The organism is Devosia sp. Z6_126 (assembly GCF_058133495.1).
This window is the reverse complement of sequence record NZ_JBYUNO010000003.1, coordinates 222,469-239,562: the sequence shown is the minus strand read 5'-3', so window position 1 is coordinate 239,562 and position 17,094 is coordinate 222,469. Positions and strand designations below refer to the sequence as shown.

The following is a 17,094-nucleotide window of genomic DNA, read 5'->3' as shown; positions in this document are numbered from 1 at the left end:
ATGACAGGTGGAAGTGGTTCGCTTCACTCTCCCTCATCATCGCCTATATTGCCGTGATTTCTCGCTGTCCGCCGCCAAACTGGGCCGAAACACTGGAACAGCAGGGCAGGTTTTTCGAGGGGTGGCGTTGTGCTTTGCCGGTCCGTCTTCAACAGCATAGCTGGTGGTTTCTGAGCGATGGCGAGGCCAAATCGATCATGAAGGGCGTTCGGGCCGGGGTTCCATTCACCGGTTTATACGGTAATCTCCGCCCCCATTGATTTGCGGGGGAATGCCATGCGAAGCGCATTGATTGTTTATGGCGGTTGGGCTGGGCACGATCCTGAGGAATGTGCTGCCATTTACCGCCGGTGGCTGCACGAAGATGGGTTTTCGGTGCGCATGGCGACCGAGACGAGCGCCTTTGCCGATCCGTCCATCCACGATCTGTCCTTGATCGTGCCGATCTTCACCATGAGCAAGATCGAAAAGGAGGAGGTGGAGAACCTCACCAAGGCCGTTCAAGGTGGGGTGGGCCTGGCGGGCCATCACGGGGGCATGAGCGATGCCTTTCGGGAGGCGGTGGAGTACCAATTCATGGTGGGCGGGCAGTGGGTCGCCCATCCCGGGAACATCATCGACTATACGGTTGACGTGACCAAGCCCGATGACCCGGTGATGGCCGGGATCAAGTCGTTCCCCTATACGTCCGAGCAGTATTACATGCATGTGGACCCCTCCAACGAGGTGCTCGCGACCACAACGTTCAGCGGCGAACACGCGCCCTGGATCGAAGGCGTCACCATGCCGGTGGTGTGGAAGCGGCACCATGGGCAGGGCCGGGTGTTCCACATGACGCTGGGGCATCGGGCCAAGGAATTCGAGAACAGCGACATGGCGACAATCATGCGCCGGGGCCTCAACTGGGCGGCTCGCGACGAAGAATAGCTGGGCCTCATCGCCGTGAGTTGACTTGAAACTGCGGTGCCGTTCGCTTCGTATCTTGATGGGGTCACAAGTGGAGCGGCAAGTGAGTGAGGCAGACACAGGACGCCGCAGGAAGGCCGTGGGGCCGCTGGTTTACCGGCAGTCGCTGGCCACCCGCGTCACCCATTGGGTGTGGGCAGTGTGCCTGTTCTTCCTGCTGCTGAGTGGGCTGCAGATCTTCAACGCGCATCCCACGCTTTATATCGGCGAGCAGTCGGGCTTTGAATTCGACAATTCGGTGCTGGCGATCGGGGCGGTGAACAGCCCTGAGGGGCCGCGCGGGCAAACGCGGATTTTTGGCCAGACCTTTGATACGACGGGCGTGTTGGGCGCGTCGGGTTCGGCGGAAAGCCCGGTGTTCACCGCCTTCCCGGGGGCGGTGACCATTCCCAGCTATCGGGATTTGGGGACCGGCCGGGTGGTGCATTTCTTTTTCGGCTGGCTGTTTTTGGGCACGATGCTGGTCTGGTTCGTCGCCAGCCTCGTCCAGGGGCATTTTCGCCGCAACATCGTGCCCGGGATTGCCGACCTCAAGGCGGCGCCGGGCGATCTCGTCGATCATGCCCGCTTTCGCCTCCACCACAATCGCAGTTATGGGCCGGTGCAAAAGATCACCTATTTTGTCGTGCTGTTCGTGCTGTTTCCCCTGATCGTGCTAACCGGGCTGACCATGAGCCCCGGACTCAACGCTGCCTGGCCCTGGATGCTCGATCTGTTTGGCGGGAGGCAAACGGCGCGCACGATCCATTTTGGCGCCATGGTGCTGCTGGTGCTGTTCTTTGTGGTTCACCTCGTGATGGTGATTGCGGCGGGGCCGTTCAACGAACTGCGCTCCATGGTTACCGGCTGGTACCGGATCAGCGCGGGTAATCCAAAGCTCAAAGGAGATCGACCGTGAGCCGCCTGCTGCTTTCCCGCCGCCGGTTCCTGCAGGGTTCGGCGGGTGCTGCCTCAGGGTTGATCCTAGCGGGGTGCGACCAGTTCGATTTCCTCGGGCAGCAAAACCATCCGGCCCGCAACTTCGTCGAACAAGCCAATGTGCTGACCTATCGGGCGCAGCGCCGCCTTGTTGGCGAGCAGACGCTAGCGCGCGAATATGCCGCCAGCGAAATCCGGCAGGGACAGAAGCCCAATGGATCGACCCAGCCGACGACGCCCGAATACAAAGCGTTGCAGGAGGGTAATTTCGCCGATTACCGGCTGCAGGTCACCGGGATGGTCGAGCAGCCCTTGAGCTTCTCGCTCAACGAGCTGCGCAATATGCCAGCCCGGTCGCAGATTACCCGGCATGATTGCGTCGAGGGCTGGAGCTGCATCGCCAAATGGACCGGTACGCCGCTGGGGCCGATCCTTGACGCCGCGCGCGTCCATCCTGACGCGCGGTTCTGCGTTTATCACTGCTTTGATAATATCGAGCGGGGCCTTTCGGGCGATGTCTTTTATTACGAGAGTTCGGACCTGGTGGACGCCCATCATCCGCAATCGATCCTGGCTTACGGCCTCAATGACCAGGTGCTGCCGGTAGCAAACGGCGCCCCGGTGCGGCTGCGGATCGAGCGGGCGCTGGGTTATAAACAGCCCAAATATCTGCACACGATCGAATTGGTGGCGGACCTGCAATCCTTTGGCCGGGGCAATGGTGGGTATTGGGAAGACTATGGCTATGACTGGTATGGCGGCATCTAACCCCGGCGGCGCAGGGCGGCCATGCAGCCGGAGAGACAATCGAAGCTTGCTATTTGCCCCCGGCTCCTCCACATAGGATGCATCGTCACCCGCACGGTCTTGGACCGGGCAGCTATCAGTGGTGACGGACTTCTCTTCTTATCCTTGCGGTGAGCGGCGAAGTCAGCCCGGAAACAGTTTGTCCGGGTTCGAGCCAGCACCCGCGCGATACTTTCCTTTTATCGCCCGATTGCACCTGTTGACGCGCCACCTGCACTTTGCGGCTGGCGACCGGCGCGCTGCATTGTTCTGCGCGCCCGATGCGCTTCATCGGCGCAGAAAGTATGATTGAATTGAACGATTTTATTTCCCTCGGCCTGCCCGCAGTCCTGACTGACAGTCTGACCGCCGGCGGCTTCACCGAGCCCACCAAGATCCAACTCCAGGCCATTCCCAAGCTGCTGGCTGGCCGGGACATGGTCGGCATTGCCCAGACCGGTTCGGGCAAGACCGCAGCCTTTGGCCTGCCGATCCTGGCGGGGCTGTTGACGCTGACCGGCAAGGCGCGGCCGTTGACCGCCCGCGCGCTGATCCTGGCGCCGACCCGCGAATTGGCGGTGCAGATCGAAGAAAACATCCGCAAGTTTGCGGGCTCCAAGATGCAGCTCTCCACCGTTCTGGTGCTGGGCGGGGTGTCGCGTTACCACCAGGTCCAGAAGCTCGCCAAGGGCGTGGACGTGGTTGTCGCCACTCCCGGTCGCCTCAAGGACCTGATGGACGACGGCAAGATCAAGCTGAACGAAACGCGTTGGCTGGTGCTCGACGAGGCCGACCGGATGCTCGACATGGGCTTTATCGCCCCGGTCAAGCACATCGCCAAGGCCATTGGCACGCGCCGCCAGACCATGCTGTTTTCGGCGACCATGGCGCCCGAAGTTGCAGAGCTGGCCAAGGGCCTGCTGAACGATCCGGTGCGTGTTGATGCACAGGTCGCCGGCTCGACCGTGGTCAAGATCGACCAGCGCGTGATCATGTCGGGCTCCAAGGCCAAGCGTGGCGTGCTCAACGAGCTGCTGGCCAGCGAAACCGAGAATATGGAGCGCGTGATCATCTTCTCGCGCACCAAGCATGGTGCCGATCGGGTGGCAAAGAGCCTCGAGATCGACGGCCACAAGGCCGCGGCGATCCACGGCAACAAGTCGCAGAATGCGCGTCAGGCGGCCCTCAAGGGTTTCGCCACCGGCGAAGTGCGTATCCTGGTCGCAACCGACATCGCGGCCCGCGGCATCGACGTGCCCGGCATCACCCATGTGGTCAATTACGAACTGCCCGACGATCCGGAGAACTATGTTCACCGCATCGGCCGGACGGGCCGGAATGGCGCTTCGGGCATTGCCATTACCCTGTGTGACGGCACCGAGCGCGGCAAGCTGCGCGACGTTGAACGGCTGATCCGGCGCACGCTGCCGGTTTCGGGCGACCTGCACCTGGCCAATGACACCGGCGTCGTGGAAGCACCGCGCTCGGCTTACAAGCCAGCCGGCAATCGCCCCGGACCGCGCACGGCACGCAACCCCAAGCCGGCGCAGCAGGATCGTCGCTCGCCAGCCGAGCGCCGGCCATTCGCGGCCTTTGCGGAAGAAGGCAAGCCTGCCGCACGTACCCGGCCGCCTGCTGAAGCTGCACCACGCACCCGCCCGGAAGGGCAGGTCAACCGCGTGCGTCGTGATGGCGATACTGGCAAGCTGATCGGTGCCAAGGTGGATGGCAAGCCCAAGCAACGCTGGGGCAAGCCCCAGAAGGAAGCCGGGCGGGCGCGTCGCGCCAACGGCTAAACGGAACAGAAAAGGGCGGCTCCTCGGAGCCGCCCTTTTTGTTTACCGGGTCGGTTCGCCACTTCAGGCGAGATAAAGGATGTCGCGCTTGGGCGTGCCCGAGGAAGCTGCCGCGGGGGAGAGGCGCTCAAGGAATGCCTTGGACCAGTCATCCACATTGTGTTTCTGAGCGGCAGCCATCAATGAGCGCCAACGGGTCTGACGCTCCTCCAGCGGCATGTCGAGGGCGAGGCGCAGCGCTTCGGCCGTTTCATCCGTATCAAAGGGGTTGACGAGGATGGCGTCCTCGAAGATCTCGGCCGCGCCGGCAAAGCGCGATAACACCAGGACGCCAGGGTCGGCTGGGTTTTGCGAGCCAATGAACTCGTGGGCGACAAGGTTCATGCCGTCGCGCAGGGGCGTGACCAGACCCACCCGCGCCAAGCGGTAGAAGCCGGCAAGGCTGGCTTGGCCATAGGCGCGTTTGACATAGGTCAGCGGCGCCCAGTCGGGTTCGGCAAAGCGGCCCATGACGCGGCCGCAGATGGCGTCGAGCGTGTCGCTGGTTTCCTGGTATTCCTTGATGGAGTCCCGGGAAGGGGGCGCGATCTGGAGCATATGGACGCGTCGGCGGAAGCGATTATTGTTCTCGAGTAGCTTTTCATAGGCCTCGACCCGCTGCGGCAAGCCCTTGGAATAATCAAGCCGATCGACGCCCAGGATCAATTGCTGTCCGACAAGGACGCGGTCCATGCGCTTGACCATCTTGTTGGCGGCGGGGCTTACGGCCATGCGCGAAAAAGCGGCGGGATCGGAGCCGATGGGGAAGGCGGCAACCTCGGTGCGGGCGAAATCAAACAGCTGCAGCGGGTCGCCCGAAAGATTGGTGTGGGTCATGTTCTCCACCGCCTCGGTAAAGGCGGCGACGTCGCGATTGGCCTGCATGCCCACTAGGTCGTAGCGGGAGACGTCCCGCATCAAATCGAGATGATGGGGAATGGCATAAAGCGCGTCGGCAGTGGGGAAGGGGATGTGCAGATAAAAGCCCATGCGGTTGGTGGCGCCAAGGCTACGCAACTCGCTGGCGAGCGGGATCAGGTGGTAGTCGTGCACCCAAATCACGTCGTCTGGCTGCAGCAAGGGCAGCAGCGCCCGGGCGAATTGCTGGTTTACCCGGCGATAGCCCTCGTACCAGGTGGAATCGATATGCGCCAAGTCGAGGCGCAGATGGAAGCTGGGCCACAGGATGGAGTTGGAGAACCCGGCATAATAGGCCTGATGGTCGTCCCGGGTCAGATCGATAGTCGCAACCGAGAGCCCTTCAACATCCTCGAAGCGCGCTTGAACCGAGGGGGCGTCGGTCAATTTGCCAGACCAGCCGAACCAAAAGCCTTCGCGCTCGGACAGGGTTTTGCGCAAGGCGACAGCAAGTCCGCCCGCGGCGGCTGATTTGCCCGGGGTCCGGTTGGAAACTACAATCAAGCGGCTCATTGCGACGGGTGCCCCCCTTCGTCTGGTCTCAGTGTGGGGGCAGGGCGTCACGCTCGCGCGCGACGATGTCTCCCAGCCCACGGATCAATGCATGCACCGATGCAACATTGGAAATGCGCATCCGCGCATGGGTGTCGCCTTCGCCCAACTTGATGCCGACGCCGCCCAGTTCCTGGGCCGCGATGAAGCCGTCCTCGTCGGTGACGTCATCGCCGATAAAGATCGGGGTGCGGCCGACAAAGGGCTCTTCCTGCATGAAGGCGCGCAAGGCGGTACCCTTGCTGATGCCCTTGGGGCGGGCTTCAAAGACCATTTTGCCGGCGATCAGCGCGAAATCGGTATAGCTGTTGACTGCTTCTTGCATGGCCTGTCGGCAGAGTTCTTCGAGCTCCGGGGCCTGGCGGAAGTGGAGGGCGACGGCGCCGTCCTTGGCTTCGATCAGCAGTTCAGGGTGCGCCATAACGAGCGGCGTGACGGCTTGCGCGATGTGTTCGGCGCCCGAAAGGAGTTCTGAATCAATCTCTTCCATCGTGCCATCGGCGCGGCGGCGCTGGGTGCCATGAGCGCCGGCAACCGGGAGTTGCAGGGGAGAGAGGAACTTGTCGATGTCCTCGATCTCGCGACCGGTGATCACGGCAAAGGCGCTGTCGAGTTCGCGTGCGGCGCGCTGCAATTGATCGGGCAGAGACGCTGGAACATCAATGGAATCAGGGGTTGGCGCAATCTCCACCAGAGTGCCGTCGAAATCGGTGAAGATGGCGAGGCGCTGCGTCGTATGGGGCGCTGAATGATCGATCATGGACATGCCAGAAGCCTTCCGAGCTGTGGATGCAAGGCCAACGCGGTGGCAGGGGAATGGTTCGCTCGGGCAAGGCCGCCATGCGAAAACCACGAAGATGAACGCAGTCTTAACGGATCGTGAACGTGTTCATCAACCCTGCGATCAATTTCTTCGGGTGCGCGGGGGCAAGGTGCGCCTGCCGCGCCAGCTCAAACCGGGGCTGGCGCGCGCAGGCTCTTTTCGATCCGGGTGACAATGGGGTTGTAGCGGCTGCGCTCGTCTTCGGGGTAGCTGATCTCGAAGGCTGCGAAGGCGGAGCGGTCGCGGTTGAACAGGAACTTGGTATAGACCACGAGTTCCCGGCCGTTCTCGTCGGTGTCGTAGCCGGAAAGGACAAACCAGCTATTGCCGCTGGCCCGGTAGGTGACATTGTCGATCTGCCCGCTCGAGGCGACGGCTTCCTGCAACTGAGCGATGCTAAGGTCGTCAGTGTTGGGGGCGCCGAAAATGCTGAGCTGGCCCGAGCCATCGAGCGCATCAAAGGTGCGGATGCCCGAAGCATCGGCCGCGCCGTCCTGACCATAATGATCGAGCGGGACCTCGATGCGGTAGCCGAGAGCGGGATCCTCCAAGCGCGTCCAGCCGAGACCCGACTGGGCGGCGACGGGGCCGGCAAGAGCCAGGAAGGTGGCAGTGAGTAGCGCGGCGGGGAGGGAGGTCTTGTGCATTGCGGGATCCTCTTAACCAAGCATTCACCAACGCGGTGACCGTCCGGCCTGTTCCCGCCTAGCCAAGATCAGTGCCGTTCAGCTCGCCGCCACAACTTGCCAGGGGGTGGGATAGAAATATTCCTCGAGATTGGGTCCGTCGCCGGCACGGTCGACCAGGAGGAAATCGGCCGGCTCGCCCAGCGGGGTCAGCACGCCATGCCAGGTGTTGATGGCGTAGTTGATGCCTTGCCCGGGCGCGGTAAGGAAGGCGCGGGGGCGACCGGGGGTGCCGTTTTCGTCGGGCGCGACGATCACGAGGAACGGTCGGTCCGACAGCGGATGGAAGGCCTGGCTGCCAAAGGGGTGGCGCTCGACCATGGCCAGGGTCAGGGGCAGGTCATAGGGCTGGCCGCGAGCGATGGAGATGATGGGGCGCGAATTGGGGCCGGCCAATTGCACCTGGGCCAGATCATGGAAGCGCTCGGTCTTGCCGTTGTTGATGGGAAAGTGCTGGGCGCCCTCGGTCTGGATCACCTGACCAAAGGGTGCGAACGCTTCCGTCGTCAGCGGCTCAATGAAGATGGTGTTGTCGCTCATGGGCTTAAAAGCTCAGCTTGGCGTGGCGGTTGACGTCTTTGTAGAGCAGATAGCGGAAGCGCTCGGGGCCGGCGTAACAGGCCTGGGGGCAAAAGGCGCGCAGCCACATGAAGTCGCCTGCTTCCACCTCAACCCAATCGCGGTTGAGGCGATACACGGCCTTGCCTTCGAGCACGTAAAGGCCGTGCTCCATGACATGGGTTTCCTCGAAGGGGATAACGGCGCCGGGCTCGAGCGTGACGATGTTGACATGCATGTCGTGGCGAAGATCGGTCGGCTCGACAAAGCGGGTGGTGCCCCAGCGATCCGAAGTGCCGGGCATCCAGTGGATGGGCTGCTCGGTTTCGTTGGTGACAAAGGCTGTTGGGGCTTCGACGCCGGCGGCGGCCTCGTAACGCTTGCGCACCCAATGAAAGCGCAGGGGGGCTGAACCCGGATTGCCGAGAGTCCAGCGACAGCCTGGGGGCAGGAAGGCGTAGCCGCCAGCGACGAGCGTGTGGGCCTGACCTTCGATGGCGAGGCTCGCCTCGCCCGCAACCACGAACAGCACGCCTTCGGCTTCGGGATTGGGCTCGGGTTGCTCACTGCCGCCGCCGGGCGCCACTTCAACGATGTATTGCGAGAAGGTTTCGGCAAAGCCCGAGAGGGGCCGAGCGATGATCCAGCAGCGGGTCTTGTGCCAATGAGGCAGGAAGCTGGTGACGATGTCGCGCATCACGCCTTGCGGGATCAGCGCATAGGCCTCGGTGAAGACGGCGCGGCCGGTGTGAAGGGCAGTCTGGGGCGGAAGGCCCGCAGCGGGGCTGGCATAGGATGGGGGCATGGACTCGGGTGCCGATGGTGAACGCTGAGCAAACACTAGAGCGTGTTTTGCCGCTCGGCCATGGGGAAGCGGCGGTGAGGGGCGGCAATTGTCACGCTCGCTTTGCCGTGGTTGGCGCTTGGCGGTTTGTTCGGGCGGAGGCCCGCGTAAGACGTGCGGCTTACGCAGTTCTCGCGGTGGCCTTTCCCGGATGGGCTTGTTCCTAGCGCTGCAGAGGCCCATGGCGCGTTGAGTTGAGCCCTGACCAAGAGCTAAGCTTCCGACTTTGCTACGCTTTTTCGTTCCGGGCCCTCAGCCGATCCATTGTCACGATCTAGATCGATAGCCGTATTCCAGTAGGCTCTTCTGGCTGGTTTGCCGGGATGGATTGGGCAAGTCACCTTCCTTGCGTATGCATTTTCCACGTTGGGCGGGGGCCGGGCAGTGGAACACACCTGCGGGGGGTAGCCATGAAACTGGCTCAGACGGTGGTCTATGGTTTAAAGGGGGCGACACGATCAGGGATCGGCTATCGCCTCAACCGGACGGCGAAATATGCGGCCGGATTATACTTCGATCTGTTTGTGCGCACCTATCGCAGCGAAGGGATGGTGTTCACCATTCCCGCTGCCTACACCTCGCGCGAAATGCGCGGGAAATTCACTGTCGATACCTATGAGTATCCCGAGAGGACGCTGATCAAGCGCTATCTGCCGCGCAATGCCTGCGTGCTGGAACTGGGGGCCTGTATCGGGGTGGTGTCCTGCGTCATCAACAGCCTGCTCGACAATCGGGACCTGCATGTCGCGGTAGAAGCCAATCTGCTGCTGATGCCGACGCTCGAAGCCAACAGGATGGCTAATGGCGCCCGATTCCACGCGGTCAATGCCGTGGTGACGCGGCAGCCGAGCGCCATGATCAGCACCGATGCCGATATGGACAGCAACCAGGTGGTGGCGAGCGGCACGCCCGTGCCCACCACGACGGTGGAAGCGCTGGAAGCTGTAGCGGGAGAGGCGTTCAGCGCCCTCATCATGGACATAGAGGGGGGCGAATACGAGTTCTGCCGCGAAAATCCAATGCTGCTGCGCCAGATCGACGTGGCGATCATCGAGTTCCATCCGCTGGCGTTCGGGGAAGCGCGGCTGGGGGAATTGTATCTGATGCTGGCTTCGGCGGGACTGGAGCGGCGCGAGACGATTTTGACGGTGGAGTGCTGGTTGCGGGTGGAGGATTGAGGCTTTTGGTCCGCGCTGAGCGGCGGGGTTTGCGTCGCGTATCTGCGGTGGGTCCTAAATCAGCCCGGGTGCCGGAACCCCCACCCTCGATCCCTCCCCTCAAGGGGGAGGGAGGCGATGGCTGTGCGGGCAGGTCCCGGCCGTGAAGGGTTGGTGCAGGATGGAGTGACGTGGCCGTTTCCTCGACCCCCACCCCGGCCCTCCCCTCAAGGGGGAGGGAGGGCAGGAGCTGAGGGTTTGGGAGTGGCTTGGATAAGCTAAGAGCTTTGGGGCTTTCGCACCCCCACCCGGCCTCTCCCGTCGAGGGGGAGGTGAAGAAAGAGTGGCTAGGGCAGGATGGCCTGGAGGCGGAGTTGGGCGATGCGTTCGACCTGGCGGCAGGCGGTGGTGAATTCGGCCTGGGCGCTGTTGTCGAGGCGCTGGCGGAAGGCGGCGAGGATGGTGGCCTTGGTGTTGTCGCGCACGGCGATGATGAAGGGGAAGCCGAATTTTTCCACATAAGCGGTGTTGAGACGGGTGAATTCGGCGCGTTCGTCGTCGGTGAGGGCATCAAGGCCCGCGGAGGCCTGTTCGGCGGTGGAGGCCTCGGTGAGGCGCCTGGCGGCGGCGAGCTTGCCGGCCAGATCGGGATGGGCACGCAGCACGGCGAGGCGTTCTTCATCGGTGGCGAGACGGAACTGGGTGCGCAAAGCGAAATGCAGGCCAATGGCGGTGTCGTTGGCGGGGGCGAGTTCGCCATCCCAGGCGCGCTCCGCAATCCAGGGGGAGTGCTCGAAGATCGAGCCGAAGCGCTCGACGAATTCGGGCTTGGGCAGCTGGCTCGGAACCAGCGCCGGGGCCTGGTAGGGGTGTTCGCGCGCCCAGTGCTCGGCGATCTCCAAGCGAGTCGGGACCCAGACTTGGGGGAAGCTCTTGATGTAGTCGATGAACTTCTTGAGGCCCTGGAAGCGACCGGGCTGGCCGACGAGCCGGCAATGCAGGCCAATCGACATCATCTTGGGTAAGCCGGCCTGGCCTTCGGCATAAAGGCAATCAAAGCTGTCCTTGAGGAACTGGAAATATTCCTCGCCATTGTCAAAGCCCGAAGCGGTGACAAAGCGCATGTCATTGGCCGAGAGCGTATAGGGAATGATGAGCTGCGGGCGGTTCTGGTGGACGCGCCAATAGGGCAGGTCGTCGTCATAGGTATCCGAGACATAGGCAAAGCCGCCTTCCTCGGAGACGAGATCGACCGTGTTGAGCGAGCAGCGCCCAGTATACCAGCCCAAGGGGCGGCTACCGGTGGCGATGGTGTGCAGGCGGATGGCCTCGCGGATCTGCTCGCGCTCGAGCTCGGCGGGCATGTCCTTGTGCTCGACCCATTTGAGGCCGTGGCTCGCAATTTCCCACCCGGCATCCTGCATGGCGGCAAGCTGGGCGGGGGCGCGCATGAGAGCGGTGGCGACGCCATAGATGGTGACGGGCAGCTGGGCTTCGGTAAAGAGGCGGTGCAGCCGCCAGAAGCCGGCACGGGCGCCATATTCATACATGGACTCAATGTTCCAGTGGCGAAGGCCCGGCCAGGGGGCGGCGCCCACCACATCGGCGAGAAAGGCTTCCGAGCCAGCGTCACCATGCAGGATGTTGTTTTCGCCCCCTTCCTCGTAGTTCAGCACCAACTGCACCGCGATATGGGCGCCACCGGGCCAGTTGGCGTGGGGCGGGGTGGGGCCATAACCATGCATGTCGCGGGGGTAACGATTCATGAGAGAAGTTCCGGGCAAGTGTCGGGGCGAGACTAATGAGTCGCGGGCGTCGCACCAAGATGCACAAATTTGGACCAGCTGGTAAAAATTAGGCGTTGCCCGCTGGCGCTATTGGTTTAATCTCGCGGGCCGGGGACTAGGGAAGTAGAAGAATAATGGCGGGTTCAGGACGCCTGACGACGCATGTACTTGATACCATGAACGGCACGCCGGCGCGGGGCATGCGCCTCGACCTGTTGTTTGTGCATGGCGATCACACTCACCATATTGCCGAGAGCTATACCAATGCCGACGGCCGGGTCGACCAGCCGCTACTGGAAGGCGAGCAGTTCCAGCATGGCGAGTTCGAGATCCATTTCCATGTAGGGCAATATTTCGCCCGGCTGGGGATGGAGCCCGAAGCGGCATTTCTGGACGTGGTGCCGGTGCGGTTCACGATCAGCGAAGACAAGCATTATCATGTGCCGCTGCTGGTGAGCCCCTTTGCCTATTCCACTTATCGAGGCAGCTGATGGCCGACACTGCAAATGCGATCCGCTTTATCCTCAACGACCAGGAAGTGGTGCTGAACCAGGTCCGGCCCGAGCAGACGCTGCTCGATTTCCTGCGGCTCGAGCGCGGGTTGCGCGGCTCCAAGGAAGGTTGCGCGGAAGGTGATTGCGGGGCCTGCACCGTGCTGGTGGGGCGAGTGATAGGCGATGAGATCATTTATGACAGCGTCACCGCCTGTATCCGGTTCGTCGCGAGCCTGCATGGCACGCATGTGGTGACGATCGAGCATCTGGCGGCCAAGGATGGCACGCTCCATCCGGTGCAGCAGGCGATGGTGGATCACCATGGCTCGCAATGCGGTTTCTGCACGCCCGGGTTCGTGATGTCGCTCTATGGTTTGTGGATGCGCGACCCGCAGCCGAGCCAGCGCGCGGTGGAAAAGGCGCTGCAGGGGAACCTGTGCCGCTGCACCGGCTATGCGCCGATCATCCGGGCCGCGCAGGCGATCTCGACCTATGGCGCCCCCGAGGCCGATCCGTTGCGGGCGGAGCGGATTGCGCTCAAGGGGCGGATCCTCGCGCTCAATGACGGTAGGCGCGTGGAGATCGGGGAAGGGGCCGAGCGGATCATCGTGCCGGCCAGCCTGGATGATTTCGCCGCGGTTTATGAGCAGAACCCGGAGGCGACGATTGTCGCTGGGTCCACCGATGTGGGGCTTTGGGTCACCAAGTTCCTGCGCCCGATCGGGCCGGCCATTTTCATCAACCATTTGCCGGAGCTCAAGCGCATCGCCGAGAACGACAGCGAAGTGCGGTTTTATGCCGGGGTGAGCTATTCCGAGGCGCTGCCGATCCTGCAGAGCTATTTCCCCGCCATGGAAGAACTGTGGAGCCGGCTGGCGGGCGAGCAGGTGCGCAATATGGGCACGATCGGGGGCAATATCGCCAATGGCTCGCCCATCGGCGATACGCCGCCGGCGCTGATTGCGCTCGGGGCCAAGCTGACGCTGCGGCGCGGCGAGCACCGGCGCGAGATCAAGCTCGAGAACTATTTCCTTGCCTATGGCAAGCAGGATCGCGAGCCCGGAGAGTTCGTGGAAAGCGTGACCGTGCCGCATCTGCCGGCGGGCGAGCGGTTCGCGGTTTACAAGGTCTCCAAGCGCCGCGAGGAGGATATTTCCTCGGTCTGCGGGGCGTTCCGGGTGTTCGTCAACGATGCCGGGAGCGTGGGGATGGCGCGGATCGCCTTTGGTGGCATGGCGGCGACGCCAAAGCGGGCTCGGGCGGTTGAAGCAGCGCTGGTCGGCAAGCCCTGGAGCCTCGAGACGATCGAGGAGGCGGTGGCGGCCTTTGCCGAGGACTACCAGCCGATCAGCGATATGCGCGCTTCGGCCGAATACCGGCTGCTGGTGGCGCAGAACCTGCTGCTCCGGTTCTTTCATGAAAGCACGGGCGGTCAGGTGCGGCTCAAACGTGAGGTGGCGTGATGAACAAGCATCCGACCCTGTTGCGTTCGACCCTGCATCAGCCCACCCGCCATGATAGCGGCCCCAAGCATGTGGCGGGCACGGCGGAATATATCGACGATATGATCGAGCCGCGGGGCACGATGCATGCCTATCTGGCGCTGTCGACGCGGGCGCATGCAGAAATCCTCAACATCGATTTTGCCCCGGTGCTGGCGGCGCCGGGGGTAATCGGGGTGCTGACAGCGGCCGATATTCCGGGCGAGAACGACATCAGCCCGAGCCACCGGCATGACGAGCCGATCTTTGCCGAAGGCAAGGTGCAGTTCTGGGGGCAGCCGCTGTTTGCCGTTCTGGCCGAAACGCGCGACCAAGCGCGACGGGCGGCGCATCTCGCTGTGGTCGATTACAAAGAACTGCCCTTTATCGGCGATGTGCGCGCGGCGCAGGCGGCCGGCCGCAAGCTCGTGGTCGATCCGCTGACCTTGCAGCGCGGCGATGTGGAGGCGGGGCTCAAGGCTGCGCCCAAGCGGGTCAAGGGCAGCGTCGTGATTGGCGGGCAGGATCACTTCTACCTTGAGGGGCAGATCGCCTTTGCCATTCCGGGCGAAGACGAGGATGTGACGATCTATGCCTCGACCCAACACCCCAGTGAAGTGCAGCTGATGGTGGCGCAGGTGCTCGATATCGGGCACCACGCGGTGACGATCAATGTGCGCCGGATGGGCGGCGGCTTTGGCGGCAAGGAAACGCAGGGGAACCTCTTTGCCGCTGTGGCGGCGCTGGCGGCCAAGAAATGGAACCGCGCCTGCAAGATCCGGCCCGACCGCGATGACGACATGACGGCGACCGGCAAGCGGCACGATTTCGTCGTCGACTATGATGTGGGCTATGATGAAGCCGGCCGCATCGAGGCGGTGGATGCCGTGTATGGCGCGCGGGCCGGGTTCTCCTCGGACCTTTCGGGACCGGTGACGGACCGGGCGCTGTTTCACTGCGACAATGCTTATTGGTATCCTGCGGTGCGGGCGCGCTCGGAGCCGCTTTACACCAACACGGTATCCAACACCGCGTTTCGCGGCTTTGGCGGGCCGCAGGGGATGCTGGCGGCGGAACGTTGGATCGAGGAAATCGCCTATAGCCTCGGCAAGGATCCGCTCGAGATCCGCAAGGCCAATTTCTATGGCACCGACAGCAACAATGTGACGCCCTACCACCAGACGATCACCGACAATGTGATCGAGCGGGTGGTGAGCGAGCTGGAAGCCAGTTCGGACTATCAGGCCCGGCGCCGCGCGGTGCTGGCGTTCAATGCCACGAGCCCGGTGCTCAAGAAAGGCATTGCGCTGACGCCGGTCAAGTTCGGGATCTCGTTCACCGCGACCTGGTACAACCAGGGCGGGGCGCTGGTGCATGTCTACAAGGACGGCACGATCCAGCTCAATCACGGCGGCACGGAAATGGGGCAGGGGCTCCATACCAAGGTGGCGCAGGTGCTGGCGGAAGCGTTCTGCGTCGGGCTCGATCGCATCAAGATCATGACAACCTCGACGGCCAAAGTGCCCAACACGTCGGCCACGGCGGCCTCTTCGGGTTCGGACCTCAATGGCATGGCCGCCTGGGATGCGGCTCGGCAGATCAAGGAGCGCCTCGCCACCCATGCCGCCAAGCTCTACCAGTGCGATGAGGCCGAGATCGTCTGGGTGCCCGAGGGCATCATGGCGGGCGAGGAGTTCGTGCCATTCACGGAACTGGTGGCCTCGGCTTATCTCAACCGCGTGCAGCTCTGGGCCGCGGGCTTCTACAAGACCCCCAAGATTCATTGGGATCGGGCCACCGGACGCGGGCAACCGTTCTACTATTATTCCTATGGCGCCTCGGTTTCGGAGGTCACCATCGATACGCTCACCGGCGAATACCAGGTGGATCGGGTCGATATTCTGCATGATGTCGGCAAGTCGCTCAATCCGGCGCTTGACCTCGGGCAGATCGAGGGCGGGTTCATCCAGGGCATGGGGTGGCTGACGAGCGAAGAATTGTGGTGGGACGCCAAGGGGCAGCTGCGCACCAAGGCGCCTTCGACCTACAAGATCCCGCTCGCAAGCGACGTGCCGCCGGTGTTCAATGTGCGGCTGGCGGAATGGTCCGAGAACAGCGAGCCCACGATCGGGCGCTCCAAGGCGGTGGGCGAGCCGCCGCTGATGCTGGCGATGAGCGTGGTGGAAGCGCTCGCGATGGCAGTGGCTGCGATGGCCGATTACAAGCTGCCGCCGCGGCTCGACACGCCAGTGACCCCCGAGCGGGTGCTGATGGGGTGCGAGCGGTTGAAGCAGGAAGCGCGGGGGTGATGGTTTTGCGCCCGACGGTTGGACCCCCACCCCGGCCCTCCCCTCAAGGGGGAGGGAGGGCACGAGCCCAAAGCAGGGCGATCAGCCTGCACGCCTCCTTGCAGGGACGGCTGTCATGACCTTGCGCCTGCCCCAGCTGCAATCTTTCCTTCGCGCCAACAGCGAGGCGATTGCCTGTGAGCTGACGCGGGTGCGCGGGTCGAGCCCGCGCGAGCAGGGCACGTTCATGCTGGTAGGCGCGCAGGGGATTTTCGGCACGATCGGGGGCGGGGCGCTCGAGCATATGGTGATCGACCATGCGCGGCGCCTGCTAGCCTCGGGGCAGGCGGAAGCGGCCATGGATGTGCCGCTGGGGCCCGAGATCGGGCAATGCTGCGGCGGGCGCGTCGGGGTGCAGTTGCGCCATGCCGATGCCGCTCTGCGCGAAGCGCTGCTCGATCGGGTGGCGGCGGAAGATCGGGCGTTGCCGCATGTCTTCGTGTTTGGTGCCGGTCATGTAGGGCGGGCATTGGCCCAGGCGCTGGCGCTGTTGCCGGTGCAGGCACATGTGGTGGATACGCGGGCAAGCGAGCTGGTTGGCTTGCCGGCAGGCGTCGAGGCGCGGCTGACGCCACTGCCGGAAGCGGCGATCCGGTCGGCGCCGCCGGGCAGCAGTTTTGTGATTCTGACCCATGACCATGCGCTCGATTTCCTGCTCGCCAAGGAAGCGCTGGAGCGGGCGGACAGTCCTTATATCGGCATGGTGGGATCGGCGACCAAGCGCGCCAGGTTCAGCAGCTGGTTTCGCGCCGAAGGAGGGGACCCTGCGGCCCTCCAGCGGCTCGTTTCACCTATTGGCCGCCAAGGGCTTGGGGATAAGCGCCCCGAAGTCATTGCGGCACTAGCGGCGGCAGAAATTATGGTTCAGATTGGTCGGCGGGAAGCTGACATTGGGCATGTACAGGGCGCCAGGGAACTGAGGGCCGTGGATGGACGCTAGC

15 protein-coding genes are annotated in these 17,094 nt (G+C 63.3%); 9 read left to right on the top strand and 6 right to left on the bottom strand.

The window, feature by feature from the left end; all coding sequences use genetic code 11:
- Window positions 1-276: 276 nt before the first annotated feature.
- The 4 genes from AC3YOG_RS13320 to AC3YOG_RS13305 all read left to right on the top strand — a co-directional run bounded on the left by AC3YOG_RS13320 (window position 277) and on the right by AC3YOG_RS13305 (window position 4,466).
- Window positions 277-927 (top strand): ThuA domain-containing protein, encoded by a 651-nt coding sequence (locus tag AC3YOG_RS13320; RefSeq protein WP_172123888.1) that lies wholly within the window; start codon window positions 277-279, stop codon window positions 925-927.
- A gap of 118 nt (window positions 928-1,045) precedes the next feature.
- A complete protein-coding gene (locus AC3YOG_RS13315) occupies window positions 1,046-1,864 on the top strand; it encodes a cytochrome b/b6 domain-containing protein (protein WP_489935913.1) in 819 nt (272 codons plus the stop codon).
- Complete coding sequence (locus AC3YOG_RS13310; RefSeq protein ID WP_489935428.1) at window positions 1,861-2,652, top strand: molybdopterin-dependent oxidoreductase; 792 nt, start codon at window positions 1,861-1,863, stop codon at window positions 2,650-2,652. Before AC3YOG_RS13315 ends, AC3YOG_RS13310 begins: the two co-directional genes overlap by 4 nt.
- A gap of 323 nt (window positions 2,653-2,975) precedes the next feature.
- Window positions 2,976-4,466, top strand: a complete 1,491-nt coding sequence (locus tag AC3YOG_RS13305) for a DEAD/DEAH box helicase (RefSeq protein WP_248305105.1) — start codon at window positions 2,976-2,978, stop codon at window positions 4,464-4,466.
- A 63-nt stretch (window positions 4,467-4,529) separates the two neighbouring features.
- Here AC3YOG_RS13305 and AC3YOG_RS13300 read toward each other — a convergent pair whose 3' ends face one another.
- The 5 genes from AC3YOG_RS13300 to AC3YOG_RS13280 form a co-directional block, all read right to left on the bottom strand.
- Window positions 4,530-5,936 carry an alpha,alpha-trehalose-phosphate synthase (UDP-forming) gene (locus AC3YOG_RS13300; RefSeq protein ID WP_489935427.1) on the bottom strand — a complete coding sequence of 469 codons (1,407 nt, stop codon included), beginning with the start codon at window positions 5,934-5,936 and terminating at the stop codon, window positions 4,530-4,532.
- A gap of 28 nt (window positions 5,937-5,964) precedes the next feature.
- Entirely contained in the window at window positions 5,965-6,741 is a 777-nt protein-coding gene (gene otsB, locus AC3YOG_RS13295; RefSeq protein WP_210258558.1) for a trehalose-phosphatase, read from the bottom strand.
- Window positions 6,742-6,926: 185 nt separating this feature from the next.
- Window positions 6,927-7,445 carry a hypothetical protein gene (locus tag AC3YOG_RS13290; RefSeq protein ID WP_489935426.1) on the bottom strand — a complete coding sequence of 173 codons (519 nt, stop codon included), beginning with the start codon at window positions 7,443-7,445 and terminating at the stop codon, window positions 6,927-6,929.
- Between the two features lie 78 nt (window positions 7,446-7,523).
- Window positions 7,524-8,024, bottom strand: a complete 501-nt coding sequence (locus AC3YOG_RS13285; protein WP_489935425.1) for an ureidoglycolate lyase — start codon at window positions 8,022-8,024, stop codon at window positions 7,524-7,526.
- 4 nt (window positions 8,025-8,028) lie between these two features.
- Window positions 8,029-8,847: a bifunctional allantoicase/(S)-ureidoglycine aminohydrolase gene (locus tag AC3YOG_RS13280; protein WP_489935424.1), complete on the bottom strand. Its 819-nt coding sequence runs from the start codon at window positions 8,845-8,847 to the stop codon at window positions 8,029-8,031.
- A gap of 449 nt (window positions 8,848-9,296) precedes the next feature.
- On the opposite strand from AC3YOG_RS13280, the gene AC3YOG_RS13275 reads away from it, so the two are divergent.
- Window positions 9,297-10,064, top strand: coding sequence for an FkbM family methyltransferase (locus AC3YOG_RS13275; RefSeq protein ID WP_489935423.1), 768 nt, complete (start codon window positions 9,297-9,299; stop codon window positions 10,062-10,064).
- Window positions 10,065-10,390: 326 nt separating this feature from the next.
- Here the strand turns inward: AC3YOG_RS13275 and puuE are convergent, their stop codons facing one another.
- A complete protein-coding gene (gene puuE, locus AC3YOG_RS13270; RefSeq protein WP_489935422.1) occupies window positions 10,391-11,809 on the bottom strand; it encodes an allantoinase PuuE in 1,419 nt (472 codons plus the stop codon).
- Between the two features lie 155 nt (window positions 11,810-11,964).
- On the opposite strand from puuE, the gene uraH reads away from it, so the two are divergent.
- The 4 genes from uraH (at window position 11,965) to xdhC (ending at window position 17,093) form a co-directional block, all read left to right on the top strand.
- A complete protein-coding gene (gene uraH / locus AC3YOG_RS13265) occupies window positions 11,965-12,321 on the top strand; it encodes a hydroxyisourate hydrolase (protein WP_489935421.1) in 357 nt (118 codons plus the stop codon).
- A complete protein-coding gene (gene xdhA, locus AC3YOG_RS13260; RefSeq protein WP_489935420.1) occupies window positions 12,321-13,787 on the top strand; it encodes a xanthine dehydrogenase small subunit in 1,467 nt (488 codons plus the stop codon). Before uraH ends, xdhA begins: the two co-directional genes overlap by 1 nt.
- Complete coding sequence (gene xdhB, locus AC3YOG_RS13255) at window positions 13,787-16,114, top strand: xanthine dehydrogenase molybdopterin binding subunit (RefSeq protein ID WP_489935419.1); 2,328 nt, start codon at window positions 13,787-13,789, stop codon at window positions 16,112-16,114. The genes xdhA and xdhB overlap by 1 nt, the downstream gene beginning before the upstream one ends.
- Window positions 16,115-16,229: 115 nt before the next feature.
- Entirely contained in the window at window positions 16,230-17,093 is an 864-nt protein-coding gene (xdhC, locus tag AC3YOG_RS13250) for a xanthine dehydrogenase accessory protein XdhC (RefSeq protein ID WP_489935418.1), read from the top strand.
- Window position 17,094 lies beyond the last annotated feature (1 nt).

Bases quoted from the DNA above. Each gene is read 5' to 3' on its own strand.
- xdhB (WP_489935419.1), top strand. From the start codon at position 13,787: ATGAACAAGCATCCGACCCTGTTGCGTTCGACCCTGCATCAGCCCACC.
- uraH (WP_489935421.1), top strand. From the start codon at position 11,965: ATGGCGGGTTCAGGACGCCTGACGACGCATGTACTTGATACCATGAAC.
- xdhC (WP_489935418.1), top strand. From the start codon at position 16,230: ATGACCTTGCGCCTGCCCCAGCTGCAATCTTTCCTTCGCGCCAACAGC.
- AC3YOG_RS13300 (WP_489935427.1), bottom strand. From the start codon at position 5,936: ATGAGCCGCTTGATTGTAGTTTCCAACCGGACCCCGGGCAAATCAGCC.
- AC3YOG_RS13280 (WP_489935424.1), bottom strand. From the start codon at position 8,847: ATGCCCCCATCCTATGCCAGCCCCGCTGCGGGCCTTCCGCCCCAGACT.
- AC3YOG_RS13305 (WP_248305105.1), top strand. From the start codon at position 2,976: ATGATTGAATTGAACGATTTTATTTCCCTCGGCCTGCCCGCAGTCCTG.
- AC3YOG_RS13285 (WP_489935425.1), bottom strand. From the start codon at position 8,024: ATGAGCGACAACACCATCTTCATTGAGCCGCTGACGACGGAAGCGTTC.
- puuE (WP_489935422.1), bottom strand. From the start codon at position 11,809: ATGAATCGTTACCCCCGCGACATGCATGGTTATGGCCCCACCCCGCCC.
- AC3YOG_RS13320 (WP_172123888.1), top strand. From the start codon at position 277: ATGCGAAGCGCATTGATTGTTTATGGCGGTTGGGCTGGGCACGATCCT.
- otsB (WP_210258558.1), bottom strand. From the start codon at position 6,741: ATGTCCATGATCGATCATTCAGCGCCCCATACGACGCAGCGCCTCGCC.
- AC3YOG_RS13290 (WP_489935426.1), bottom strand. From the start codon at position 7,445: ATGCACAAGACCTCCCTCCCCGCCGCGCTACTCACTGCCACCTTCCTG.
- AC3YOG_RS13275 (WP_489935423.1), top strand. From the start codon at position 9,297: ATGAAACTGGCTCAGACGGTGGTCTATGGTTTAAAGGGGGCGACACGA.
- xdhA (WP_489935420.1), top strand. From the start codon at position 12,321: ATGGCCGACACTGCAAATGCGATCCGCTTTATCCTCAACGACCAGGAA.